This is a genomic window from Flammeovirga sp. EKP202, assembly GCF_014534745.1.
In the GTDB taxonomy this organism is placed as follows: Bacteria; Bacteroidota; Bacteroidia; order Cytophagales; family Flammeovirgaceae; genus Flammeovirga.
Genome location: NZ_JACVVP010000048.1, coordinates 36,365 through 57,889 on the forward strand (window position 1 = coordinate 36,365; position 21,525 = coordinate 57,889).

A 21,525-nucleotide genomic window follows, 5' to 3' on the forward strand; every position below is an offset into this window, starting at 1 on the left:
AAAATATCCTTTTTCTTCTTTCCATGTACTAAAAGATTGTAAACTACGTTTTCGACTATTTATAAGATTTAGAAATCGGGAGATTTCTGCTGATCTTTAGGACACGAATGACGCTATCGCTTAACATTCGCGCCAGTAGAATTACTACTTTATTAGTTTGGCGGTGCCTTAGTGGCCTTGAAGGGAAAAGCGTTAAGAATTTCATGTATTGAGCCGTAAAAATGATTTTCCTGTTTGAGCTTTAGCGAGTTTAAAATCATTTAGGCGAGAGTAATGAAATTTAGCTTTTGACTTCTAAGCCTTGACTTTTTTGCTTCGTTTTTGTGTTAAGACAAAAATGAAGAAGAAGGAAGTTTGAAAGTTGACCCTATAAATGCTTGTAGAAAGCTTGAATGAAAGTTGACGAAATTTGGTTTGCAATGTACTTAACCTAAATTTTAGTTAGTTTTACAGTATTATTTTTAGAGAGTAAATAAGATTCGATGAAACTATTTTTTAAATTATTACTATTCGTTTGTATTCCATTTCAAATATGGTCCACTCCTTTAAAATTGCCCAATTTTGCAGGAGCAGTAACCAATATTATTCAGGATAAAGAAGGATACCTTTGGATATCTTCATGGGATGGATTGTACAAATATGATGGGTATGAAATAACTAGTTTCAGCGAAAGAAATTACCAACCGTTATTAGAAAAGAAAATATCTGCTCTATTGGAGCATTCCAACGGTCAAATATGGATTGGAACGGCTAATAATGGCATTTTTATTTATGATAAAAAGGAAGATAGTTTTACCCATTTAACCCAATTGTCTGAATCCGCAAGATCTCAAGATATCAGTCGAATTAACTCTTTTACAGAAGATGGCAATGGAAACGTTTGGATAGGCACCAAAGAAAATGGTTTAGTGCTTTATCACAAAAATGAAAAGATATTTACATCCTATAAAATCAAAGACTTAGGAGAAGAATTTGACTCGAAAATATACAAGCAAGACTTAGTTTTATCAGTTCACTATGATGATAGAGGTTTTATATGGTTTGGGACAATGCAGGGGCTTGGTCGTATGAATATCGCATCTAGAGAAGCTACAATCCTATCAGGCAAATCTTTCTCTGGTGTATATAGTATTGTTAAAACGGACAATAATGAAATATGGTGTTCGAATACTAAGGGTGTTTTTACTGTAAATAGTAATAAAAATAAACTTGAAGGAAAAATAATAGATCAGCTTACAAGTAATAATAAATCCTATCTCCAATATTCTCCATCTCATAAAAATAGATTGTGGTTTATGACCGCGAAAAAGATTTATTCTATTGACCTTTCGACTCAAAAAATTGAAACATTTGAAGGAAAAGGTTTTTCAGCAATTTATGAAGATAGAGCAGGAGTTTTATGGTTAGGCACCCATTATGGAGTTTATTTCTATGATCTATTTAAAAAGCCTATTCGTACTCTTTTGGATAATGACATTAACGCGGTCACTTCCGTAGAAAAAATTGAGGATAAGATATGGATAGGTACCATTACAGGTGATTTATATTATAATGCATCCATAGATTCAGATTCTTCAAATCGTTTTGTGCAACACAAAGATAAGTTTGGTCAAATCACTGGGATCGAAGAATATGAAGGGGTCACTTGGGTGAGTACGGCAGGGAAAGGCGTTTTTAAAATTGATAATTCCTCTACCAAGATTCAAGAGCAATACGAGCTTTGGAATCAAATCCCGAATAGACATGTCATGTCCATTGCCAATAACCCTCATGATAATAGTTTGTGGTTAGGTTTTTGGGAATCAGGCATAGGGTATTATGACAAAGCGAATAACAAATTTGTAGCTTTAAATAAGGGGAAAGGAAGAAAATTGTTAGAAACTCCTATTGTAAAAATCTACCCTGAAAATGACAGTGTACTTTGGATAGGAACAAGGGGAGAGGGACTTTGGAAAATGGTATACGACAAAAGTTTCTCCATTATTGAAATTGAACAATACAACGTTCAAACGCCTACGATGAACACCTCTTTAGTATCTGACATTATAGAAAAAGATGCCAATACCTTATTGATTTCTACCGAAAATGGTTTGTTTGAATTTATCAAAAACAAGCATCATTTCAGCCAGAAAAATATTCCCGAGAAACTGTTGAAAGTGATCATCACAAGTATCGTGAAAACCAAAGAAAATGAAATTTGGGGTACCACTTTGACCAACGTCTTTGAATGGAATGAAGATCGACTTTTGACCTATAGTATAGATGATGGATTGTCAAATAACAGGTATTACAATGCTTCCAAAAAACTCACTACAAAAGGCGATATATTATTGGGAGGTGATAAAGGAGTAGACTTTTTGGAGGTTTCTTCTTTCAAGAAAAACCCGAATGCATGGGCCCCTGTTATCACAAAATTTTATTTGAAAAAGAAGGAAATTCACTCCAAGGAAAAAGTCAATGCTAAAGTGATCTTAGATGATGTAATTCAAAATGTATCATCCATTGAATTGGCTCATGATCAGAATACATTTTCATTTTATTTATCCACTTTAAATTATTCCAAAGGGGATGGGAAAATATTTAGATACAAACTTGATGGTTTGGATAAAGATTGGATTGAAACAACGGACAATAATCATGTCGTCACTTATAATGGTTTGATGCCCGGCAACTACGAGTTTACATTAATGGCTTCAAACGTGGATGGGCAGTGGAGCGATCAGGTGAAGACATTGAAGATTAAGATCATTCCTGTTTGGTACAAATCTCCAATCGCCTTTCTCTTTTACTTATGCTTTTTTGTAGGAGTAACGGTGGTTATTATGAGATGGAGGAAAAAGAAAGACCTCAAAGCCAATCAAGAAAAATATGAGCACCTTAAAGTCTTGGAGGAGAAAATAGAATATGAAAGAAAAGTCAACTTCTTTACCAATCTTTCTCACGAGTTAAGAACTCCGCTTACTTTGGTGTTAGGTCCTATTGAGCAAATTGCCCAAAATTGTGTGGTAGAGGAAAAGTATCAAGGTACGCTAACAGTGGCGTATAGAAATGCACAAAGGTTATTAAGATTAACAGATCAGATTATGTTTTTGACCAAAAGTCAGCATGGTCAGTTGAAACTAAATATCAAAGAAGAGACAACGGAATTAGTGGTAAAAGAGATCACGGAAGCATTTAAACATACTGCAAAACGAAAAAAGGTCAGCTATAATATTTCTACGGATGATAAACTTCAGAAAAGTGTGTTTATCGATCGTTTTATGTTTGAGGCAGTGATGTATAACTTACTTTCAAATGCCTTCAAATATAATGTAGACAATGGAGGAGTTTGGGTAGATGTTTCCACCATTTCCCATGAGGATGTTCAGCAACAACTAATGAGCTATAAGGGCAAAGTGCCTCAGAAGAAATCAAAGCATTACTTAAAAGTCGAAGTGAAAGACTCAGGTGTTGGAATTAATAAAGAAGACCTTGAAATCATTTTTGACCGTTTTTATAAAATTCAAGGAAAGAAAGACACGGGTTCGGGTTTAGGTTTAGCCTTTACCAAATCAATTATAGAAGTAATGAACGGCATCATCGAAGTGGAAAGTACACCTTCTTTGGGTTCAAAATTCACGGTACTTATTCCATCTGATAATGATTATTACTCTTCGTCTGAGAAAGAGGAGAAAGAACAAGATGTCATCTCTAAACTGCTTTACTCTGAAACGGAAAAATTAAAGTTCCCTAAAACACAATCCTTCAATAAAGAAGATGATACAACAGATAAGGATGATTTGATTCTTATCGTTGAAAAGTCTAGAGAATTGCGTGAGTACCTAGGCAGTATTTTAGAGCAAGAATATAAAATCATTTTTGCAGAAAATGGCTTAGATGCCTATGAGAAAGTCTTGAAGTATTTCCCTTCATTGATCATCTCGGAAATGTATGTGGAGGGAATCGATGGATTACAACTTTCAGAAAAAATTAAATCCGGTGAACAAACCAAGCAAATTCCAATTGTCTTACTTTCACCAAATCCTGACACACAAGAGCGCATCAAAGCATTGGAGGCAGGGGCGGATTCCTTTATTGCGAAACCTTTTGCTCCAAAACATATAGAAGTGAGGGTCAATCAATTATTAAAAGCTCGAACAAGTCTATTAAACGTTGAGCCGAAAAAACCTTCCAAAAGGACATCAAAAGCCAACCTTTCTTTTGAAGATCAAGTCCGAAGAATTGTAGAAAAGAATATCACTGAAGTCGAATTTTCAGTACCAGAATTGGCCAAGGAAATGAACATGAGTAATATTCAATTCTACAGAAAAATAAAAACGGAAACGGGAATGCCTCCTGTTGAATTTGTAAGAAATATTCGCTTCCAAAGAGCTTTAGAACTTCTGAAAACCTCTGACTTAAACATCTCAGAAATTGCTTATGAGGTTGGATTCAATGACCCTCAATATTTCAGAAGATCATTCAAAAAACAATTTGGGCAGACGCCTTCGCAGTATAGGAAGCCGATTAAATGATCATAAGATTGTGTATCCAGTAGTGAAGTTTTACTAAAAAAATCCCCAATTATACGATTCTAAATCGCATAGTTGGGGATTAAAATTTTGGAGAGTAGTCTTTTAATTAAATGACAGCATTTAACCAAAGGATAGAGTTAATGATAAGTGCAATTGTACCTCCAAGACGTAAGTTGAAACCTCTTTTCTTATCATTTTCAATAAAGATGTTTCCGAGTGCGTATCCGACCATCAGAATACCAAGTGTCGATACAAGGAAACTAATACCGTATTCTGTTTCATTTAAGAATGGAGATTCTACATGTGGAGCAGAATAACCTTGAATAAACCCGATTAAAACGAGTGCAGCAGCCACCATATTGGCAGAAACTTTATTGAGGAAAAAGAGTAGAACTCCCGGTATGATTAATGACAAGATGATCAGTTGTTCAATGTATGGAACAAGAAACAAATGATCCAAGGAAACAAAATAACCACAGAAAACACTGACTAGAAATACAGCTGGTAGAAACCAAACTGCCCTACAGTTTTTCTTTGTAAAAATAATTCCTATTGTAGAGAAGAATAAGAAATGCGTAAAATCAATAATGTAATGATCAGCATCTATGTCATTTACATTGACACCACGTGCGTTCGCATTAATGATAAAAAACGGGGTGAAAATTAATAATAAGAATAAAATCTTCTTGAATAATTTATTGTTATACATAATTTTACATTTAAAATATTGCCCTTCTAGTGTAAAGAACAATTACCAAAATAGTAATAAGTAATAGAATAATTGATTGTTGACCTGTTTCAGGTTTTCTTAATAATGTGTAACTACATCTTTAATATTACAGCTAACCTTTTTCTTACTAAAAAAGTTCATTCATAATTTTGTGTCTCATTGACTTTTGAGCAGTTTAAAATAGCAAAATAGTATTTAAATATTGTTAACGTAAATGTAGTAATATTTTTATTATCAGTTGCTTGAATATTAGATATGTACAACTGTTTCATTAATATGTGAAAAATACGATTATTGTATTATTAGAAGAAAGTGAAAGTTTTTATTTTTTGTAAGTAATTGAATTGCAGTGCTTAATATATGTGATAAATCCATGTTTTACTGAAAAAAGTGAATTCTAGTATAAAAAGCATTGCAACCCAATTTGATGATATTTTGCTATTAAATTAAGATGCTGTTGAAAAGCGAATAGCACTTATACATTTTTAATTCTGACGATATTTTTAGGCCACGGATCTTCAAATGAAAATCCATTTTTCCAAAGTTCAATTTCTTTATCTGTAAGGAAACAAGATTTTAATGCATCAGTAAATCGATCCACTTGTGATTCATCGCCGATGACTGTAAGGTCACAATGACGGTCACCAAAACGTCCTGGTTCTTGGGCAACGATTTCTTTGAGCTTTACAATCTCTTCTTCTATAAGACCATTATCTGGATCTTCTAAAATCCCAGATCGCCAAGACCCAATGATTTCTAGACTAATTCCACCTGCAACCTGATTCCAAAGTAATGAATGTTTATCTCTGCTTGCTAACCAGAAAAAGCCTTTGCTTCTATAAATTCTTTGATCTAAGTATTCATGACAAATATTCCAAAGGCGTTGAGGATGAAAAGGGCGATCATCTTTGATCACTCTCGTTGCCATATTATAGGGACGATCATCTTTGGATTCGGCTTCCAAAACAGGTTTTAATTCTTGAACAAGCTGAGCCACTTTAAAGTAGTCGTATTCTGGAAGATCAAACAAAGCTTCAATTTCTAGCCTTCCAAAACTAAGTGAATGAGTAGAAGCATAAGGGTTGATTTGTTGAATATACGATGCAATATGTGGGAGTTTATCTTTCTCGATTCGATCACTTTTTGTTAAAAAAAGATGACTACAAAACATCACCTGTTCCACCAACAAATTAACAGTATCTCTCTTACCAGTACTTAAGTTTTGTTGAAGTCTAGGAATAAGTTGCTCTCCATAATTAAAATCATGACTGAGCATTAAACTATCAATTAGGGCAAATACTCCAATCAATTGTACCTCATTTTGCTCCTTAAAGTATTCCACAAGTGGCATTGGGTGACAACTACCTGATGTTTCAATGATAATTAACTTGGGTTGATGTTTTGCTAATAGCCTTTCGATGGCTTGATCTAATTTTTCAATCCCTTTATCACTACTCAATAAGCAGTTGTGGATAGACTCCATAATACTGCTATTTTCTTCTACAGCATCTGTAGTACCCAATAATTCACCATCAACATCCAGTTCGCTCATATCATTGACGATGGCACAAACAGGAATATCTTTCGTATTGGATTGACCTAATAAGTTTCTAAATAGGGTCGTTTTACCCGAACCCAAGAAACCATTAAGTATAACAGCAGGAATCTTTTTTGATGTCTCCATTTATAGTATTTTGGAATGATAGTTAATACTTCACTTATCAACTCTAACCCACCATTATCTTACCGTATTTATACATAAAAAATAATGATGAATTAAATTCCCAAAGATACTTTAATCTGTAGGAGGTTGCAAGTTTGTTAATTTGAATATAAGTATTTGAATCATTATTTAATACAATGTAAACTGAGCTATCTTTTCCTTTCAAGACCGAGGGGTTTACATCTGATTACAGATTAAATGAAAAGTGTTTGATAATAATCTTCTAAAGTGCAGTGCTGTAGGGTCGTTGCATTGCAACGACCTCGCGGACCACAATACATTACCATTTATTCTTCATAAAAAGAATTGCTGCAATTAACGGAAACTTAGTTGACGGTGTGTTTGAACTAGAAAGCTGTATCGATTAAAAGACCTTCAAATCATAATGAAAAGTCTTGTTACCATGTGCATCTTTTTCATAATCTACATCTATGGAAAAATCAACTCTGTATAGCTCAAGAAGTTGATCTAATTCTTTTTTCTTTCCTTTGAGGTCGTTTCTATCTCTTATATAGCGTAATAGAGGATTGAAAGAGTACCCTAATAAAATAGTACCTGCGACAAAAACAAGAAGAGGAAGTCTAAAAAGTACAAAATCATTATTGTAACTTCTCACAAAAAGGTAATAGGAATAATAGAATGCAGCTAAAGATAAAACGAAGAAAACAACAAAATTCAAGTACACTAAATTGGTTTGCAATTCATTTTTCTTGAGGTCGATATACAAATTCGAGATTGAGACTTTTAAGTTCTTTCCCCATTTAATGTCTTTACATTTATAATTGAAGTTCGGTTTCTTTTCAGTTAGTTTACATGTGGTACCTGTAAGTATATGCATATTTTTATGTTCGCATAACTGACAATGTTTGCTTTTCATTAGAGTGCTCACTTTAAGTTTACTTTATTAAAAAAAAATATTTTTTCTAATATCTAAATTGTACAGCAGAATTCAATACTTTCAAAAAAAAATGATGATAAAAGAAGAAGAAGGTAGTTTTAAAGTAGGTCCAAAAAAATCATTTAGAAAGATCGATTGGAAGTTACAAAAGCTTAGTTTATATGTATGAAGTATAAATGAAAAATTCCCTAGTCTTTTATTCAAAGCTTCGAGAGTTTTATACTTTTATAGTGTTTTCACAAAATCTTCAATAGAAAGCTGAGGTTTACCCAATAAATCCCAAGTTGGTTCAGAAACCTGTTCTTCTTTTAATTGCTCAACATAGGTGAGTAGATGTTCCATAAAGTCTTCATCTTCCTTACTTGGTAAACCAATATGTTGAATAATATCCATAGGGTATTCAGTGACTTTTATATTAGGGTTATAGGCATTTAAGAAACGTTGTGCTGCAACAGGAAAGCTTATTCCTTCTGTACCTTGAACGGTAAAAGATTGATTGTAGGTATTTTCATTGCCAATTGCATTAAAGATATTTTCAGACAAGTCTATGGTATTTGTGAAGAAAACAGGATATTGATGATGCCCAATAATAGCAAACTCTTCACCTTGAATAAATGTTGGGAAAGAGTCTAAGAAAACGGAACAATGGAAATAGGTATAATTCAGACCTGATTTTTTCAGGTGATCCATGGCCGGTTTTCGGATAAGGTTGGTTTTATAAATCATACCTGTAGTAGCAAATTCTGGGTTAGAAGAATCAATTCCTACAATTTGCATGATATGTTTCACACCTAATTCTGTACTCACATCCACGACATTGATGATGCCCTCTCGCTCCGGGTAGAAAGTGGCATTTTCATTCCAAGAAGTGGTGTTTAAATTCAAGTAAATGGTTTCTGTATCCGCTAATGCGGTTCTTAAGCTATCTTTGTCAGAAACATCTCCATAGACTATTTCCGCCTTTTCCGGTAAAAGTGATTTTGCTTTTTCCACATCTCTAGCAATGACTTTAACCTCGACTCCTTTTTTTATTAATTCCTTAGTAATAGATGAACCAAGAGCTCCTGTTGCCCCAATAATTGTGATATTTTTCATAGTAATAATTTTAGTGACTGAGTTTAATTCCTATTATTCCGATAACGATAAGTGAGAGAAAGAGAAGTTTACTCCAATTGAAGGGATTATCGAAGAAAAGAAAACCCATTAATATAGTTCCGCTAGCTCCAATTCCAGCCCATACAGCATAGGCGGTTCCCATCTCAATGCTTTGCATTGATTTTAGTAACAAGCCAAAACTTAGTGCTCCAAAAACGAAGAAACCTACTATACCTTTCCAATTGGAAAAACCTTCTGACATTTTCATGGAAGTTGTAAATGCAACTTCAAACAAACCGGATAATAATAAATAAATCCAACCCATAGTTTTGTGTTTTTTTGATGACAGAACAAAAGTAGGGGAGGTCAATGAGGATTCTTTTTACATATGTTAAATTGTAGGGGCAATCCTATGTGATTGCCCGAAGGATCACAAAAAATATGAAATGAATTCAGAGATGGTTTAAGGAAGCTATTTCTGTGCCCTAATACGGCTCAAAGTCACCTGAGTTATACCCAAATAAGAAGCAATTTGCCCTAGCTTCACCCTTTGAAGAATTTGAGGATGCTTTTCAATCAAAGAAAGGTACCTTGTCTTAGCATCCGTCACTTGATTCAAGAGTATTTGCTGTTCCATTTCCAGTAACCCTATTTCAGCAAGTTGTCTTCCGAAATTCGCTAATTCAATATTGGTATTATAAAGATCTAATAATTTACTTCGATCTATTTTCCATAGTTCAACATCTTCCAATAACTCTATGGTTTCAAGAGAAGGTTTGGACTCTACAAAGTTTCCCAATGAGGCGATGACGTCTCCTTCAAAACCAAACCAATAGGTGATTTCTTTTCCATCAGCATTAATATAGTAGCTTCTTACTGCTCCTTTTTTTATAAAATACACCGAATGATGAATTTCTCCTTTACTAATAATTTCTTCACCTTTTGATCTTGTCACCTCAGTGATATTCGAATAAAAAAGGTCAAAGTTTTCAGGAGATAAACCGTATCTATTGATAAAAAGTTCTTTAATGGAATTCATTTTCTTAATGGTCAACTATTGTAATGGGTGATAAAGATAAAAGGTACTTTTTTCTTAGTGAAGAATAGAAGGTTTTACTCCTTCATCCATTGTACCATCTCAGGAATAAAACGTTTACTAAATTCAATCGCTTCATGATAAATGGCTTGAGTTTTATGCACTTTACGTTCTATTCTACCTACATTCAACTCGTTTTGAGGATAAATAAGATAAGCTTTTCCTTGCTGTTCTAGTTCTTTAAGTTTTTTAATGGACTCATTATATTGATGTGCTCTATTGATCAAATTGGTATGCACTTTAGGGTGTTTTCTGTAATACCATTTTGAAAAGGAAGTGAATTTCATCTCTGGTTTTACATACCCTTCCGGTCTTGTGAGCACAACTACTATTTTGTCTGCACCATTTTCAAAAGCAACATCATATGGAATAGAATTCGTTAATCCACCATCCAAATATTCTTCCCCTTTATATTTTACAATTGGAGATACAAAAGGCAGGGAACCACTGGCTGTAAGGATACTGACGATATCCGGTTTGTCTAATTTATTAATGACAAAAAACTCAGACTTTCCGGTATTACAATTACTGACCCCAACATAAAAATCAGGCGAACAACGGAGTGTGTCATAATCATAAGGAAGCAGACGATGAGCAATATCTCCCATAATAAAATCCCACGAAAAGTAAGAACCATTGAGAAGTAAATGTTTGAATCCCCCATATCGCTTATCCTCAATATAAGTGTTCAAGTTTTTATTACGTTCAAATTGTTTGGAAGCAAAAGAAGCACCATATAATGCACCAGCAGAGATACCAAATATGGAATCGAAATTTATATTATTGATCAGAAATGATTCGAGGATTCCTGCGGTAAACATCCCTCTAGAACCACCTCCTTCAAGAACTAATGCTACTTTGTTTTTCATGGTTAGTTTTTTGATTACTATAGAAACCATAAATATACTTATGATTTACATTATTCTTAATGGGCTAATCTAAAGGTTTATGTTTAACCATTGTATTAATTGAAATGAAGGGAAACCTTTCAAAATTAAAATAATAAAGAGAGGTATTTTGTATTCAAAATACAGAAACAGTAGTTCCAATACAATATCATTTAACGACTAGAAAATTATTTTCTAGGATATGCTAATGCTCTATTTCTAAGAAATGACTTGTCCGTTAATGTTTTAAGAAAAGCCATAAGGCTCTTTTTATCCTTTTCAGTAAGATGAATGGATTTTATCTCTTTTGATAACGTAGGGTTATCTTCAATATAATAATCATAATGATGGATTGCCATATCCAAAGTGAGGTATCGACCATCATGCATGTATGGGAAAGTCACCTCCACATTTCTTAATGAGGGAACTTTGAACATCAATGAATCTTCACTTTGACCAGTAACAGTATACCTTCCGTAATCTTGTAATTTGGGTATAACACTTAAACCATTATTTCTGTAGCTAAAGTCAGTAAATAGAGGTTCTTTGTGACAACTTTCACATTGGTTTCTAAATACCTCTAAGCCCTGTTCCTCTTTTTTTGTAAACTTTGCACCTTTTTCACCTCTCATCACTTGATCATATTTTGAATTGTAAGAGTTAAATTGAAGCATAAATTGCGACATGGATTTTTGCATATTAGTTACAGTGATAGGATCTTCTGTCTGAAAGACTTTAGCAAATAAAGTTCTATATTCTGATGATGATTTAAGGTAAGTAATGATATTCTCCAAAGAATTATCCATTTCCGATTCATTTTGAAGCGGAGCTAAAGGTTGCATATCTAGGTGGTTGATACTTCCATCCCACATAAACGTTTTCTGCCAAGCAGGGTTTACAATAGTTTGAGTATTTCTGTAACCAATTCGTCCTTCAATGCCATGGCTAAGTAAATGATCAATATGTGTAAAACCTGTATACGACAAATGACAGCTTGCACAAGAGATCGTACTATCCCTAGACAATTTTTCATCATAAAAGAGTTTTCGCCCAAGATGAATACCAGTTTTTGTCAAAGGGTTTTTAGAAAAATCATAATGAGGAGCCGGCCAACCTTGAGGCACAAAGAATTGTACTTTTTCATCCTCTGGGTCATTTTCTTTTAAACTGAAAAGAAATAGCATAGGAATGATCAACAAGGTCGAAAATAATATTCTATTCATCTTTTTTGATTAGTTTGATACTATTGTATAACTCATTTTTTGCAAAATCAGAGGCTTCTTTTCCTGGAATAAGAATAGCATTAGTGGTTTTTAAATCTTTGCGTTTAAGAATAGTATTAAGATCAATGCCAATATTCAGTTTTGAATCATTTTTTAAAAGCGAAAACTCTTTTCGTTGTACTGTAGAGTAAGGGGGTAAAAAGCCACCAATGTGATAAGTGAAATCATTTTTTCCATGATCAGAACTTCCTATTTCTCCCTCAAGTTTAAAATTAATATAACCAGTGTTCCAAGCCCAATACATTCCGTTTACAGGGTCAAGATCTCCATCAAAGGCCGTACTTTCGTTGGTAATTCTATCAGTACCAATTAGAAAATGTAGATTTTTAACGGCCTTCTTCCCGATGTCTTCTAATCTTATTTTTGTTGTTAATTTATCCTCAAAATTTATCAAGTGATGAGTTGTCGGATCATCATAATAGGAGCCATCTTCAAACTCTATCTGAATATTTGAAACATAGATCTTGACGGTTTTGAAATGAATAGAATCTGAATGTTGTTGAGAATAATAGGGTTGATTTAGTGCTATTTTCTGTCGTTCAAAAAGAAGATTGAAATCAAGTTTTAGATCTTTACCATAAGAGGTAAGGGTGCTTAAATTTGCTATAAAAATAAATAAAATTAAGGACCTGATTTTTGTAAGGCTAATCATAGTTAGAATGTCTAATCTTTTATTATTTTTCACATTGTATGACAAAAAATAAGCCATTCAATAATGATTAAAGTTGAGGTAATGAATTATGTGAAATACTGAACTGTCTAAAGAGTGATTCAAACAGTTCAGTATCCATCTTTTGAAAATCTACTTTAACCCAAAATGATTAATCGGACCATTTCCTTTTCCTAGTACCTTATCTTTCCCTTCAGCAATGGCATTATTGACATAGCTACAGCCTTTCTTCACCGCATTTTCCAAGTCATCACCGAGACCTAAAAAAGTAGCAATACTTGATGATAAGCTACAGCCTGTACCGTGCGTATTATTTGTATCTACTCTCGGGTTTTTGATCACAGTTGTTTTTCCCGTTTTCAACTCGAATAGTACATCATGCATCTCAGAAGTTCCAAAATGACCTCCTTTCAGCAATACGGAAGTATTGAATTGTGAACCAATTTCTTTGGCTGTTGCTTCAACATTTTCCTGATTAATGGAGTGACCAATCAATAGTTCCGCTTCTTTATGATTTGGTGTAATGATGGCGACTTGAGGAAATAACTTCTTTAAACATTCAATAGCATCTTCTGTAATCAAAACATCACCAGAAGTGGCCACCATTACTGGATCAAGTACAATGTTTTTGGCATTATATTCTGAAAGTTTAGAGGCAATTGTTTCAATCACTTCGCAAGAATGAAGCATGCCGATTTTAATAGCACTAAAATCAATATCACTAAAGACTGCTTCCAATTGCTTTTCAAGGTGAGCAACCGGAAGAGCGTAAATATCTGTTACTCCTTGCGTATTTTGGGCCGTAGTTGCCGTAATCACACTTGCCGCATAAGCACCACAAGCAGAGATACTTTTAATATCAGCTTGAATACCTGCACAACCACCAGAATCACTTCCAGCAATAGTCAATACACTTTTATAAGTTGTTTTTATACTTTCCATCCTTCTTTGTTGTATGCACTGTCCCAAAACATCCATTCCAACTTCGATGCTTTTTCAAATGCTTCATTCATCTTTTCAATTCTTTCAGGAGAAGCTTCACTCGCCAATTTATTGGTAATATCCACTGCTTGTTTTACAGAGTTAGCAAAGTCCTCACCTCCATAAGTGTCAATCCAATCTTGATATGGATTCTCACCTTTGTTACTCTGATTAGCTAAAATATAATCACCCACTTCTTTATAAATCGTAAAACATGGAAGTACTGCTGCAAGAGCTTCTTCTAATGATTTGGTGTGTACAATTCGAGATAAATAGCTGATATAAAGCTCACACGTGGGAGAAGCAACGCTTGTTTTCTCTTCCCCTTTCAGAAAATTTTCATGCAAAGCATCTTCCACATGAATGATTCCTGTTGCTGAACCTAGAAAAAACTGAGTGTCTTGATCATCCTCACATCTAATCCCCGTTTCGGCTAAAATCTTTTTATATTCCGCTAAATAGATAGAGTCTTGATTGATATAAAAATTAAATACTTCCTTCGAAAGTGTACCTTCCATTAAATCTTTGATGAAAGGTTGTTTATATATCTCTTGTAAAATGTAATCAGTTTTTTCACTGATTGCTTCATACCAATTTGTCATAAGATGTTTTCAGTTTTGGTTGCTTGTTAGATCAGCCGTATTTGGCTTACAAAGAACAAATCTAAACAATTATTTAACAAAGGACTTTTACACAAAAAAATAATTAACTAGCGCAAGTCTTAAGCCGTAGGCGTGACTTGTGCTGGTATTTATGATAAGTCTGTAGACTTATAGGAACATCATAATGTGACTAAAAGTCTACAGACTTTTTTCAACGATAGGTCCAAGTCACGCTTTCAGCTTAAGACTTGAACCAGTTTATTTTTTTATATACAATTTCCCATTCACATATCTACATTTAAGAAGGAAAAGTGTTTTAAACTTAATGTGTGATTTTAGAAAATTTAAATCAATAATCCAGAAAACAGCAATACCTATCAACATTTTAAATTATTGATAGGCATTGATACTTTATTAAAGAAATACTAATTCATATTAGCAGTCTCAATATACTCTTTAGGACTCAAACCCGTTTTCTTCTTGAACAATCGAGAAAAATACTGTGGGTATTCAAACCCCAATTTATAGGCAGTTTCTGAAATGGAAGCATTTGGAGCAAGGAGTAAATTTTTCGCTTCCTCCACTAAATACAAATTGATTTGATCTACTGCCGTTTTTCCAGTTTCAGTTTTAATAGTATCACGCATATAGCGGTGACTTACTCCTAATTGATTGGCGATCCATTCGGCAGTTGGAATGCCATTTTCTTCTAACTGATTGGATTCGAAATAATCATCTAAAATGTCTTTAAAACGGGTAAACAATGCTTTATTGATTTCTTTCCGATTTAAGAACTGACGTTTGTAAAAACGGTCTGCGTAGCGAAGTAAAGCCTCCATATGAGTCAAAATGATGTCTTTACTGAACTCATCTTGATTATTTTGATACTCTGTTTCTATCGTTTTAAAAATGGTCTTTATGGTATTTTCTTCTTTCGGTGAAAGGTGAAGTGCCTCATTCACATTATAATTAAAGAAGTTGTAATTTTTGATGCGTTTTCGAATATCAGTACCTGCAATAAAATCCTCATGAAAGGCAATAAACCAAGATTCAGAACTGACGGTAATATCTTTTAGAGTATACGTTTGGTCAGGGGAAGAGAAAAACATCGTTCCTGTTTCTGAATCATATTTTGTTCTACCGTATAGCAATTCTCCTGAAACAATATTCTTTAGACTGATAATATAAAACCGGTTGGTAAAACTCATCTCAGTCTGGGAAGACACACAATTCTGAATTTCTTCCTCACTCAATACCTTACACCCCACCGTAAAAAGAGGGTTTTCAGGTGCAGGTAAATTTTGAGCTTTATTGAATTCTGTGATGTTATTAAAAACGATTTTTTCCATCTTATTCTTGATTAGAAGTATAGGAATCTAAGGTTACTTTATAGTTTTCCAACCTTGACTTAGCGTTACTATCAATCACCGTAAAGACAATCATAGTGGCCATTACCGCTATGCCTGTCGCTTGCCAAACTGGTTTTTGCATAAACATCACCATCAAAGCACCCAATATAGCAATGGCAGGGAATACTTTAAAAGCAGCAGTTTGATACGTAGCGATAGTTTTGTCTACACGTTCTATCTCTGATGCCACAAAAGAGGGAGCATCTTGTGTGTAAGCAGATTCAAAACCACCCACTCTTGCTTTATTGGAGAAAAATAAACCTAACCCCGATGCTAGAAGGAAAATTCCAGCAATGGAAACAGGGTAGATAAATGCTCTCGCAAATTCAGTTTTCCCTAATTGCCAAAACCCTATTCCAAAAATAATGAAGAGTACCCCAAAGAGGATGAAAAATGAAATTGAAAATGCTTCTGCACGTCCCCAATCTGTCGCTGCTTTTAATATATCCATTGTTTTATATTTTAATTCGTTTTTAACTTTCTAGAAGTTCCACTTACAATTTGTCTCTTTTTCCGATAAAGTTCATAGTTTGCTCATCACTTCTTTGTCCAATGCGTGAGGTTCCAATTTACATTCACCGACAGGACCCGTCCAGTAGATCCTTTTTAATTTTCTCTGGAGTCCATCCTTTTTTTCCAAATTGACTAGCCATGATAATTCCTATTTAGGTGATTCAAATGATTACAATACAAAGGTCGTTGATGAGTGGGCTTTATCGCTTATACATTTTGGCATCTAATGTGAACATTTTGGTAAGTCGTTAATTTAAAGGGTTTTACAAGTTAATAAATGGGCCGAAACACTGAATAGCATGAAATGTTTTGTGCTGAATTACAGAGCCAAAGTACCCACAAGTACAGTTTCGTCACAAATGAATCTGTAAAGTTGTTTTGAATAGGACATGTCAATACGTAAATGTTACCCATAGCTACAACTAAGAATAGTATTTCTAATAATTTGCAACATCAATTAAAATCATCAATCAATTTTTTTAGACTACTTATATAAATAAACCTTGTTATTGAAATGATTTGATGATTAATTTAAGAATGTTCCATTTGTTATGGACAAGAAAAAAGAAGTATGAAAAAAGTTATTCTATTACTACTAGTATTTTTGTCAGTATATAGTGTTCATGCACAATATACCGAAACGATGAACCCTAAAGGATTAACCAAAAATCTAGCAAAAGATTTTGGTGTAAAGCCTAATAAACCCGATTTAAATCAGAGTCAGTCTGTGCAAAATGCCATTGATGCATTAGCTGAACTGGGGGGTGGTAATTTGGTTATACCTAAAGGGGAATATCTTTTCGGAGATGTATACCTTAAGTCCAATATCCATATTTTGGTTGAGGCAGGGACGGTATTAAGACCCTATTGGCCAGAAGGAACAAAGGCGAGCTTATTTAATTTCACATCAAAATTCAGTGCTAAAAAACCGTCTGCTTATATAGAAAATGTAAGTATAAGAGGAGTAAAAGGTCGTTTTGTGGTAGATTATAGCAACCGTATACGCAAAAAAGGAGAAGGCTGTAGAGCAATCATAATTAGTATGGTTAAAAATTTCTTAGTTCAGGATATGGATGTGAAAGACAATTTTACTACTTATTGTGGAATGGTCATCAGTCCTGTAAAACAGCATAAGAAATTGACAGTTGAGGCTACGAAGTCTTGGAAAATTTCAAGAGCTACGAAAGGTACAGTTCGTAACTGTAGACATTTTAATGCTAGCCCTGGCTATGGTTTAGTACAGATTCATGGTGCGGATGGTGTACACTTCGAAAATCTATACTCATTGGGTGGTGTTACATTAAGATTAGAAACAGGGGCGAATAATCCTCACGTAGGGGTTTATAATATTACGGGGAAAAATATTTACAATGAAAACGGAAGAAGTGCTTTAATGATGGGACCTCACTCTGCTAAAAATGGAAAAGTTGTAGTGGATGGAGTAGTGAGTAAAAGTAGTACTTATGCAGTGAACATTGGACAAGCTGGTGTAAAACATGATGCGCCGGATCAAACACCAGGTCATTTCTCAAATGATTCGAAGGTGACAAACATTCACGCTATTTTTGGCAAAAATGCTCAAGTTAAAAATCAGTCTATTCATTATGTACCTGAGGAATATTATAATGATTTAAAGTTGTGGCCTGATAATAAATTCTTAACAGGCCCATCTATAAGTGCTGTAAACAATCATGCGGAGACGTATACTGTTACTGTTGAAAATGTAACGATGGAGGGTTTTAAATACAATAATGACAAAAAGATATTGACGGCAGAAAATGCTCCCTCAGGTGATAGATGGAAAGTATGGGCAAAATGGAAATCTGATTTTCTTGATGATGAACACCGTACAAAAAATGCTGCAGTAGTAATGGAATATGAAATTCCTAGGTCAACTTTAAATATTGAATAAGTAGAAAATGATGCTTATTTATTGCTAATGGAGCGAATGTTAAGCATTAGTGTCATTTGTGACCTACAGAACTGCATTTCTTTTTTTCTTCGTTTTTGTTTCAAGACAAAAATTAAGAAGAAGGAAGCTTGGAAATATATCCTATAGAGTCTAGTAAAATAGGAATTGAAAGCTAACGAAAACTTAGTTTACACCAGAATCATGGAAATAAAAATACCCCTCTTTATTATTGATCCTTATACCAATAGTAAAGAGGGGTAAGTCATTATAGAGATTAATCTATAGATCTTTTTTCTTTTTATTCCATTTTTTCAACTCTCTTCTTGAAAATTCTTTTGTGATAAGTTCTTCTGATTTTTGCGTAGTATAGTAATTTCCTCTGACCAAATGTTCATTACCGTTTTCAGTAAAGAAATAGGGATGAATATAAGCATACGGAGTAGTTTGATCTTTTAAGGTTTTGGCTTGAGGCATGATCTCAAATACCTCCCGGTAAAATACTGAAATTCTAAGTTGGTACCGATCGCTTCGATCATAGTGTGTCAAACGTCCTAGTTGATCATCAGGATTAACCATATCTCCGGGCTCGACATAAACCTCATCACCGTCAAAGCCTTTATAGTTCGCAAAGGTATCGTCTTCATGTTCGATCAGTATAGAATTGACTTCACTTTTATAAGAAAGAGATTTACTTCGGTCGGATTCATTATCTTTTTCTACTTTTACGACTATTCCTTTACGCATGCTGTAGACTACCTCTGCACTCTCACAATTAAAACTGTATGCCGTGAAATTCTTAGCCTCTTTTTGGTTGAAATATTTGGCACCAAGATGAGTAAGTGTCTGACATCTTACATTAAACCCTTTCTTAAACGGAAGCATATAAATAAAAGTAGTATCAGGTTTTGCATTTGGATTACCCATAAAATAACTGTAAGAATAGCTGCAATTCACCGATTTATTTTCATCAATAGGACGTAGTCTAACTAAAGTACCACTCATGCCTCTTACCACTTTGCCTGTAGGCGGGGTATTACAATTAGTATAGCTCTTGAAGTTTAGACTGATATAATAACTCCCAGGAACGTTTTTCTCAAAATTGATTTCAACACTATTATCATCATTTCTTTTAGTGTTGACAATGATGGCTTCATCTTGTGCAAAAAGAGTAAAATGATTAAATACTTTTTCATTAGAAATGAAGTTTTTTTTTGGTAAGTGGTATGACATTTTTTAATTTGATGTTTAATAACATTTAGAGCAATTCATTGAAAATAAAAGAGGAATGTTAGTTCAAGTTTTTCAACTCATCATCACATGTAGATGAAGTTTGCTTTAAATAAAATTATTAGAAAACTCAAAGATCGGATGACAGGTTTAAAAAACAAGTCTTTTCCCTCTTAGAATTCATGAACAAATAAGGAATTATTTCTTCCTCATTATAGAAAAAAATTAATGTATTTAGGGGTGAAATATAATCCCCACTGATTTCTTTCAAATCCTTTTCGTCGTAATAGTTTGCATCATTAATTTTTAATTAGAAATGAAAATTAAATCAATGATTTATAATTGTAGTCTAGTTTCATTGCTTTTTGAAAAAAATAGGATAAACATAATTGGGAGGAGTTGCTTTTCCCCTTCGATATATAACATCCCATTCTGGAATAGATTTAAGTACTCTTATGGCTTCAAGGTTGATGAGAGAATCAGTCCCATGAAGAATTTCCACTTCTTTGACCTTTCCCTCCTCTGAAACATCAGTGACTCTTACATAAACCTTTATCTTGGAAACTGAATCAAATACAGCCAAATTAATATTGTTGTAATCTATATTTTCATCAAAGAATTGATACAATAAGTTAAGCTGGGTAGTGTATTTACTTCTTTTTGATTTCGAATTATCATAGTCTTTTACTTCCAATAGGACACCTTCTTTAAAGAAAAATTCCTTTTCGTACTCACAGACCGTTGAATAACTGCTGTAATCATAAAATAATTGTTTCCCATAAGGTGCCAATATGGAAAAATTTACCCAGTCTGCAAGGATTATATCATTGTAACTCCAATCAGTAAAAACTGAAGATAAGTCTAACTCTCCCCCAATTTCATTTTCCAGTTTGATGAGATACAATTTGTCATCAATAATCTCCCAAAAAGCAATATAACCTCTCCAACATGCTGTAGACAAGAATTCAAATTCAGGCCTTTCTTTCCCTTCAAAATAACTTTCTAAAGGATGACAATGAATAGCAAATGTATCTTCTTGATAGATTAAATAATCTGGAAATTGAGGAGTTCCATAGCTTGTGTTTTGCGTAAATGATAGGAGGATGAGCGAGTATAGGAAGATATGTACATTTATTTTTTTGTGTTTGAAATGTAGTTTACTTGCCTCCATATTTTCTAAATGATATTATTGTTTGGTAGATTCCGTATCCAATGAAGATCCTAGACAAAAGAACAGTGATATTGGTTTGCCATGTGTTTGAGTTATCATCTAATCTTAATTTTGGAAAAGAGGTAATAAAGTTTGTAAAGTGATTTAACCCAATTAAAAAACCTTCTTTTGTCTCTTCAAATGAAAAGTCAAAACCCCAATAAAAATATTGAGGAGACAGTGTTGAATTGTAAATACAAAAAAATAAAAAGCTAATAATTAATGTAAAGGCTACTCCACGAATCCAGCTAATTCCATGGTTATTTGAGATGAAGTTAAGATACAATAATATCTTATCTGTACCGAAGTTAAGTTCTTTCCTGAGATAATACATTTCTTTAGCTTTAAATTGTAATGCTAAGTTTTTGTTTCCCTGTTTCTCCAAAGCAATTTTTAATTGTCGATATGTTTCTCTATAATATATGCTTTTATTGATATTTTCATGTTTTGCAATTGTAAAACCTAGTTTAGGACTTCTGGTTTCAGTTTGTATTGCAATTGGGAATGTAGAATTAGAAAGGAGAATATTACTTACATTACTTTTAGCAATTACAACTTCGCTAAATCTTTTTAAATCAACATTTATGAATTCAGTTGAATTTATGTTTGAATCACTTATTAGTAATAGGTTGTATTTTTGGTTTAGGATTATATTACTAATTGTTAAATAACCATGGTTTTGAAAGTTTTTCAAAAAGATAACTGAGCTATCGCTCTTTTAAAATTTTGAATTTTCATTTCTTTGACAGAAAGCCGATCTTTCTCCTATGAAAAG

General features: G+C 33.4%; 18 protein-coding genes. 2 read left to right on the forward strand and 16 right to left on the reverse strand.

The annotated features are described in order from the left end of the window. Positions 1–482 precede the first annotated feature (482 nt). On the forward strand, positions 483–4,514 hold the full coding sequence (locus IC221_RS22730) for a helix-turn-helix domain-containing protein (protein WP_188171145.1): 4,032 nt from the start codon (positions 483–485) through the stop codon (positions 4,512–4,514). A gap of 106 nt (positions 4,515–4,620) precedes the next feature. Here IC221_RS22730 and IC221_RS22735 read toward each other — a convergent pair whose 3' ends face one another. The 13 genes from IC221_RS22735 to IC221_RS22795 all read right to left on the reverse strand — a co-directional run bounded on the left by IC221_RS22735 (position 4,621) and on the right by IC221_RS22795 (position 16,339). Then, positions 4,621–5,223, reverse strand: coding sequence for a HupE/UreJ family protein (locus IC221_RS22735; RefSeq protein ID WP_188171146.1), 603 nt, complete (start codon positions 5,221–5,223; stop codon positions 4,621–4,623). Positions 5,224–5,719: 496 nt separating this feature from the next. Beyond that, on the reverse strand, positions 5,720–6,928 hold the full coding sequence (locus tag IC221_RS22740) for a GTP-binding protein (protein WP_188171147.1): 1,209 nt from the start codon (positions 6,926–6,928) through the stop codon (positions 5,720–5,722). 403 nt (positions 6,929–7,331) lie between these two features. After that, positions 7,332–7,805 (reverse strand): hypothetical protein, encoded by a 474-nt coding sequence (locus IC221_RS22745; protein WP_188171148.1) that lies wholly within the window; start codon positions 7,803–7,805, stop codon positions 7,332–7,334. Between the two features lie 285 nt (positions 7,806–8,090). Further along, positions 8,091–8,960 (reverse strand): SDR family oxidoreductase, encoded by an 870-nt coding sequence (locus IC221_RS22750; RefSeq protein ID WP_188171149.1) that lies wholly within the window; start codon positions 8,958–8,960, stop codon positions 8,091–8,093. 10 nt (positions 8,961–8,970) lie between these two features. Further along, a complete protein-coding gene (locus tag IC221_RS22755) occupies positions 8,971–9,285 on the reverse strand; it encodes a multidrug efflux SMR transporter (protein ID WP_188171150.1) in 315 nt (104 codons plus the stop codon). A 147-nt stretch (positions 9,286–9,432) separates the two neighbouring features. After that, positions 9,433–9,999 (reverse strand): Crp/Fnr family transcriptional regulator, encoded by a 567-nt coding sequence (locus IC221_RS22760; protein ID WP_188171151.1) that lies wholly within the window; start codon positions 9,997–9,999, stop codon positions 9,433–9,435. Positions 10,000–10,073: 74 nt separating this feature from the next. After that, a complete protein-coding gene (locus IC221_RS22765; protein ID WP_188171152.1) occupies positions 10,074–10,925 on the reverse strand; it encodes a patatin family protein in 852 nt (283 codons plus the stop codon). Between the two features lie 206 nt (positions 10,926–11,131). Beyond that, entirely contained in the window at positions 11,132–12,166 is a 1,035-nt protein-coding gene (locus IC221_RS22770; RefSeq protein WP_188171153.1) for a cytochrome-c peroxidase, read from the reverse strand. Beyond that, entirely contained in the window at positions 12,159–12,878 is a 720-nt protein-coding gene (locus IC221_RS22775) for an MbnP family protein (RefSeq protein WP_188171154.1), read from the reverse strand. The genes IC221_RS22770 and IC221_RS22775 overlap by 8 nt, the downstream gene beginning before the upstream one ends. Before the next feature lie 150 nt (positions 12,879–13,028). Then, positions 13,029–13,838, reverse strand: coding sequence for a bifunctional hydroxymethylpyrimidine kinase/phosphomethylpyrimidine kinase (gene thiD / locus IC221_RS22780; protein ID WP_188171155.1), 810 nt, complete (start codon positions 13,836–13,838; stop codon positions 13,029–13,031). Next, positions 13,826–14,479, reverse strand: coding sequence for a thiaminase II (gene tenA / locus IC221_RS22785; RefSeq protein WP_188171156.1), 654 nt, complete (start codon positions 14,477–14,479; stop codon positions 13,826–13,828). The genes thiD and tenA overlap by 13 nt, the downstream gene beginning before the upstream one ends. A gap of 425 nt (positions 14,480–14,904) precedes the next feature. After that, positions 14,905–15,828, reverse strand: a complete 924-nt coding sequence (locus IC221_RS22790) for an AraC family transcriptional regulator (RefSeq protein WP_188171157.1) — start codon at positions 15,826–15,828, stop codon at positions 14,905–14,907. A gap of 1 nt (position 15,829) precedes the next feature. After that, positions 15,830–16,339: a hypothetical protein gene (locus tag IC221_RS22795; protein ID WP_188171158.1), complete on the reverse strand. Its 510-nt coding sequence runs from the start codon at positions 16,337–16,339 to the stop codon at positions 15,830–15,832. A gap of 633 nt (positions 16,340–16,972) precedes the next feature. Here IC221_RS22795 and IC221_RS22800 point away from each other — a divergent pair. Then, complete coding sequence (locus tag IC221_RS22800; protein WP_188171159.1) at positions 16,973–18,313, forward strand: hypothetical protein; 1,341 nt, start codon at positions 16,973–16,975, stop codon at positions 18,311–18,313. Positions 18,314–18,592: 279 nt separating this feature from the next. Here IC221_RS22800 and IC221_RS22805 read toward each other — a convergent pair whose 3' ends face one another. The 3 genes from IC221_RS22805 to IC221_RS22815 form a co-directional block, all read right to left on the reverse strand. Next, positions 18,593–19,543: a hypothetical protein gene (locus IC221_RS22805; RefSeq protein ID WP_188171160.1), complete on the reverse strand. Its 951-nt coding sequence runs from the start codon at positions 19,541–19,543 to the stop codon at positions 18,593–18,595. A 352-nt stretch (positions 19,544–19,895) separates the two neighbouring features. Beyond that, a complete protein-coding gene (locus tag IC221_RS22810) occupies positions 19,896–20,711 on the reverse strand; it encodes a hypothetical protein (RefSeq protein ID WP_188171161.1) in 816 nt (271 codons plus the stop codon). Further along, positions 20,698–21,444: a hypothetical protein gene (locus IC221_RS22815; RefSeq protein ID WP_188171162.1), complete on the reverse strand. Its 747-nt coding sequence runs from the start codon at positions 21,442–21,444 to the stop codon at positions 20,698–20,700. Before IC221_RS22815 ends, IC221_RS22810 begins: the two co-directional genes overlap by 14 nt. Positions 21,445–21,525 lie beyond the last annotated feature (81 nt).

Bases quoted from the DNA above. Each gene is read 5' to 3' on its own strand.
- IC221_RS22745 (WP_188171148.1), bottom strand. From the start codon at position 7,805: ATGCATATACTTACAGGTACCACATGTAAACTAACTGAAAAGAAACCG.
- IC221_RS22770 (WP_188171153.1), bottom strand. From the start codon at position 12,166: ATGAATAGAATATTATTTTCGACCTTGTTGATCATTCCTATGCTATTT.
- IC221_RS22765 (WP_188171152.1), bottom strand. From the start codon at position 10,925: ATGAAAAACAAAGTAGCATTAGTTCTTGAAGGAGGTGGTTCTAGAGGG.
- IC221_RS22775 (WP_188171154.1), bottom strand. From the start codon at position 12,878: ATGATTAGCCTTACAAAAATCAGGTCCTTAATTTTATTTATTTTTATA.
- IC221_RS22760 (WP_188171151.1), bottom strand. From the start codon at position 9,999: ATGAATTCCATTAAAGAACTTTTTATCAATAGATACGGTTTATCTCCT.
- IC221_RS22800 (WP_188171159.1), top strand. From the start codon at position 16,973: ATGAAAAAAGTTATTCTATTACTACTAGTATTTTTGTCAGTATATAGT.
- thiD (WP_188171155.1), bottom strand. From the start codon at position 13,838: ATGGAAAGTATAAAAACAACTTATAAAAGTGTATTGACTATTGCTGGA.
- IC221_RS22790 (WP_188171157.1), bottom strand. From the start codon at position 15,828: ATGGAAAAAATCGTTTTTAATAACATCACAGAATTCAATAAAGCTCAA.
- IC221_RS22735 (WP_188171146.1), bottom strand. From the start codon at position 5,223: ATGTATAACAATAAATTATTCAAGAAGATTTTATTCTTATTATTAATT.
- IC221_RS22740 (WP_188171147.1), bottom strand. From the start codon at position 6,928: ATGGAGACATCAAAAAAGATTCCTGCTGTTATACTTAATGGTTTCTTG.
- tenA (WP_188171156.1), bottom strand. From the start codon at position 14,479: ATGACAAATTGGTATGAAGCAATCAGTGAAAAAACTGATTACATTTTA.
- IC221_RS22810 (WP_188171161.1), bottom strand. From the start codon at position 20,711: ATGGAGGCAAGTAAACTACATTTCAAACACAAAAAAATAAATGTACAT.
- IC221_RS22750 (WP_188171149.1), bottom strand. From the start codon at position 8,960: ATGAAAAATATCACAATTATTGGGGCAACAGGAGCTCTTGGTTCATCT.
- IC221_RS22730 (WP_188171145.1), top strand. From the start codon at position 483: ATGAAACTATTTTTTAAATTATTACTATTCGTTTGTATTCCATTTCAA.
- IC221_RS22805 (WP_188171160.1), bottom strand. From the start codon at position 19,543: ATGTCATACCACTTACCAAAAAAAAACTTCATTTCTAATGAAAAAGTA.
- IC221_RS22795 (WP_188171158.1), bottom strand. From the start codon at position 16,339: ATGGATATATTAAAAGCAGCGACAGATTGGGGACGTGCAGAAGCATTT.
- IC221_RS22755 (WP_188171150.1), bottom strand. From the start codon at position 9,285: ATGGGTTGGATTTATTTATTATTATCCGGTTTGTTTGAAGTTGCATTT.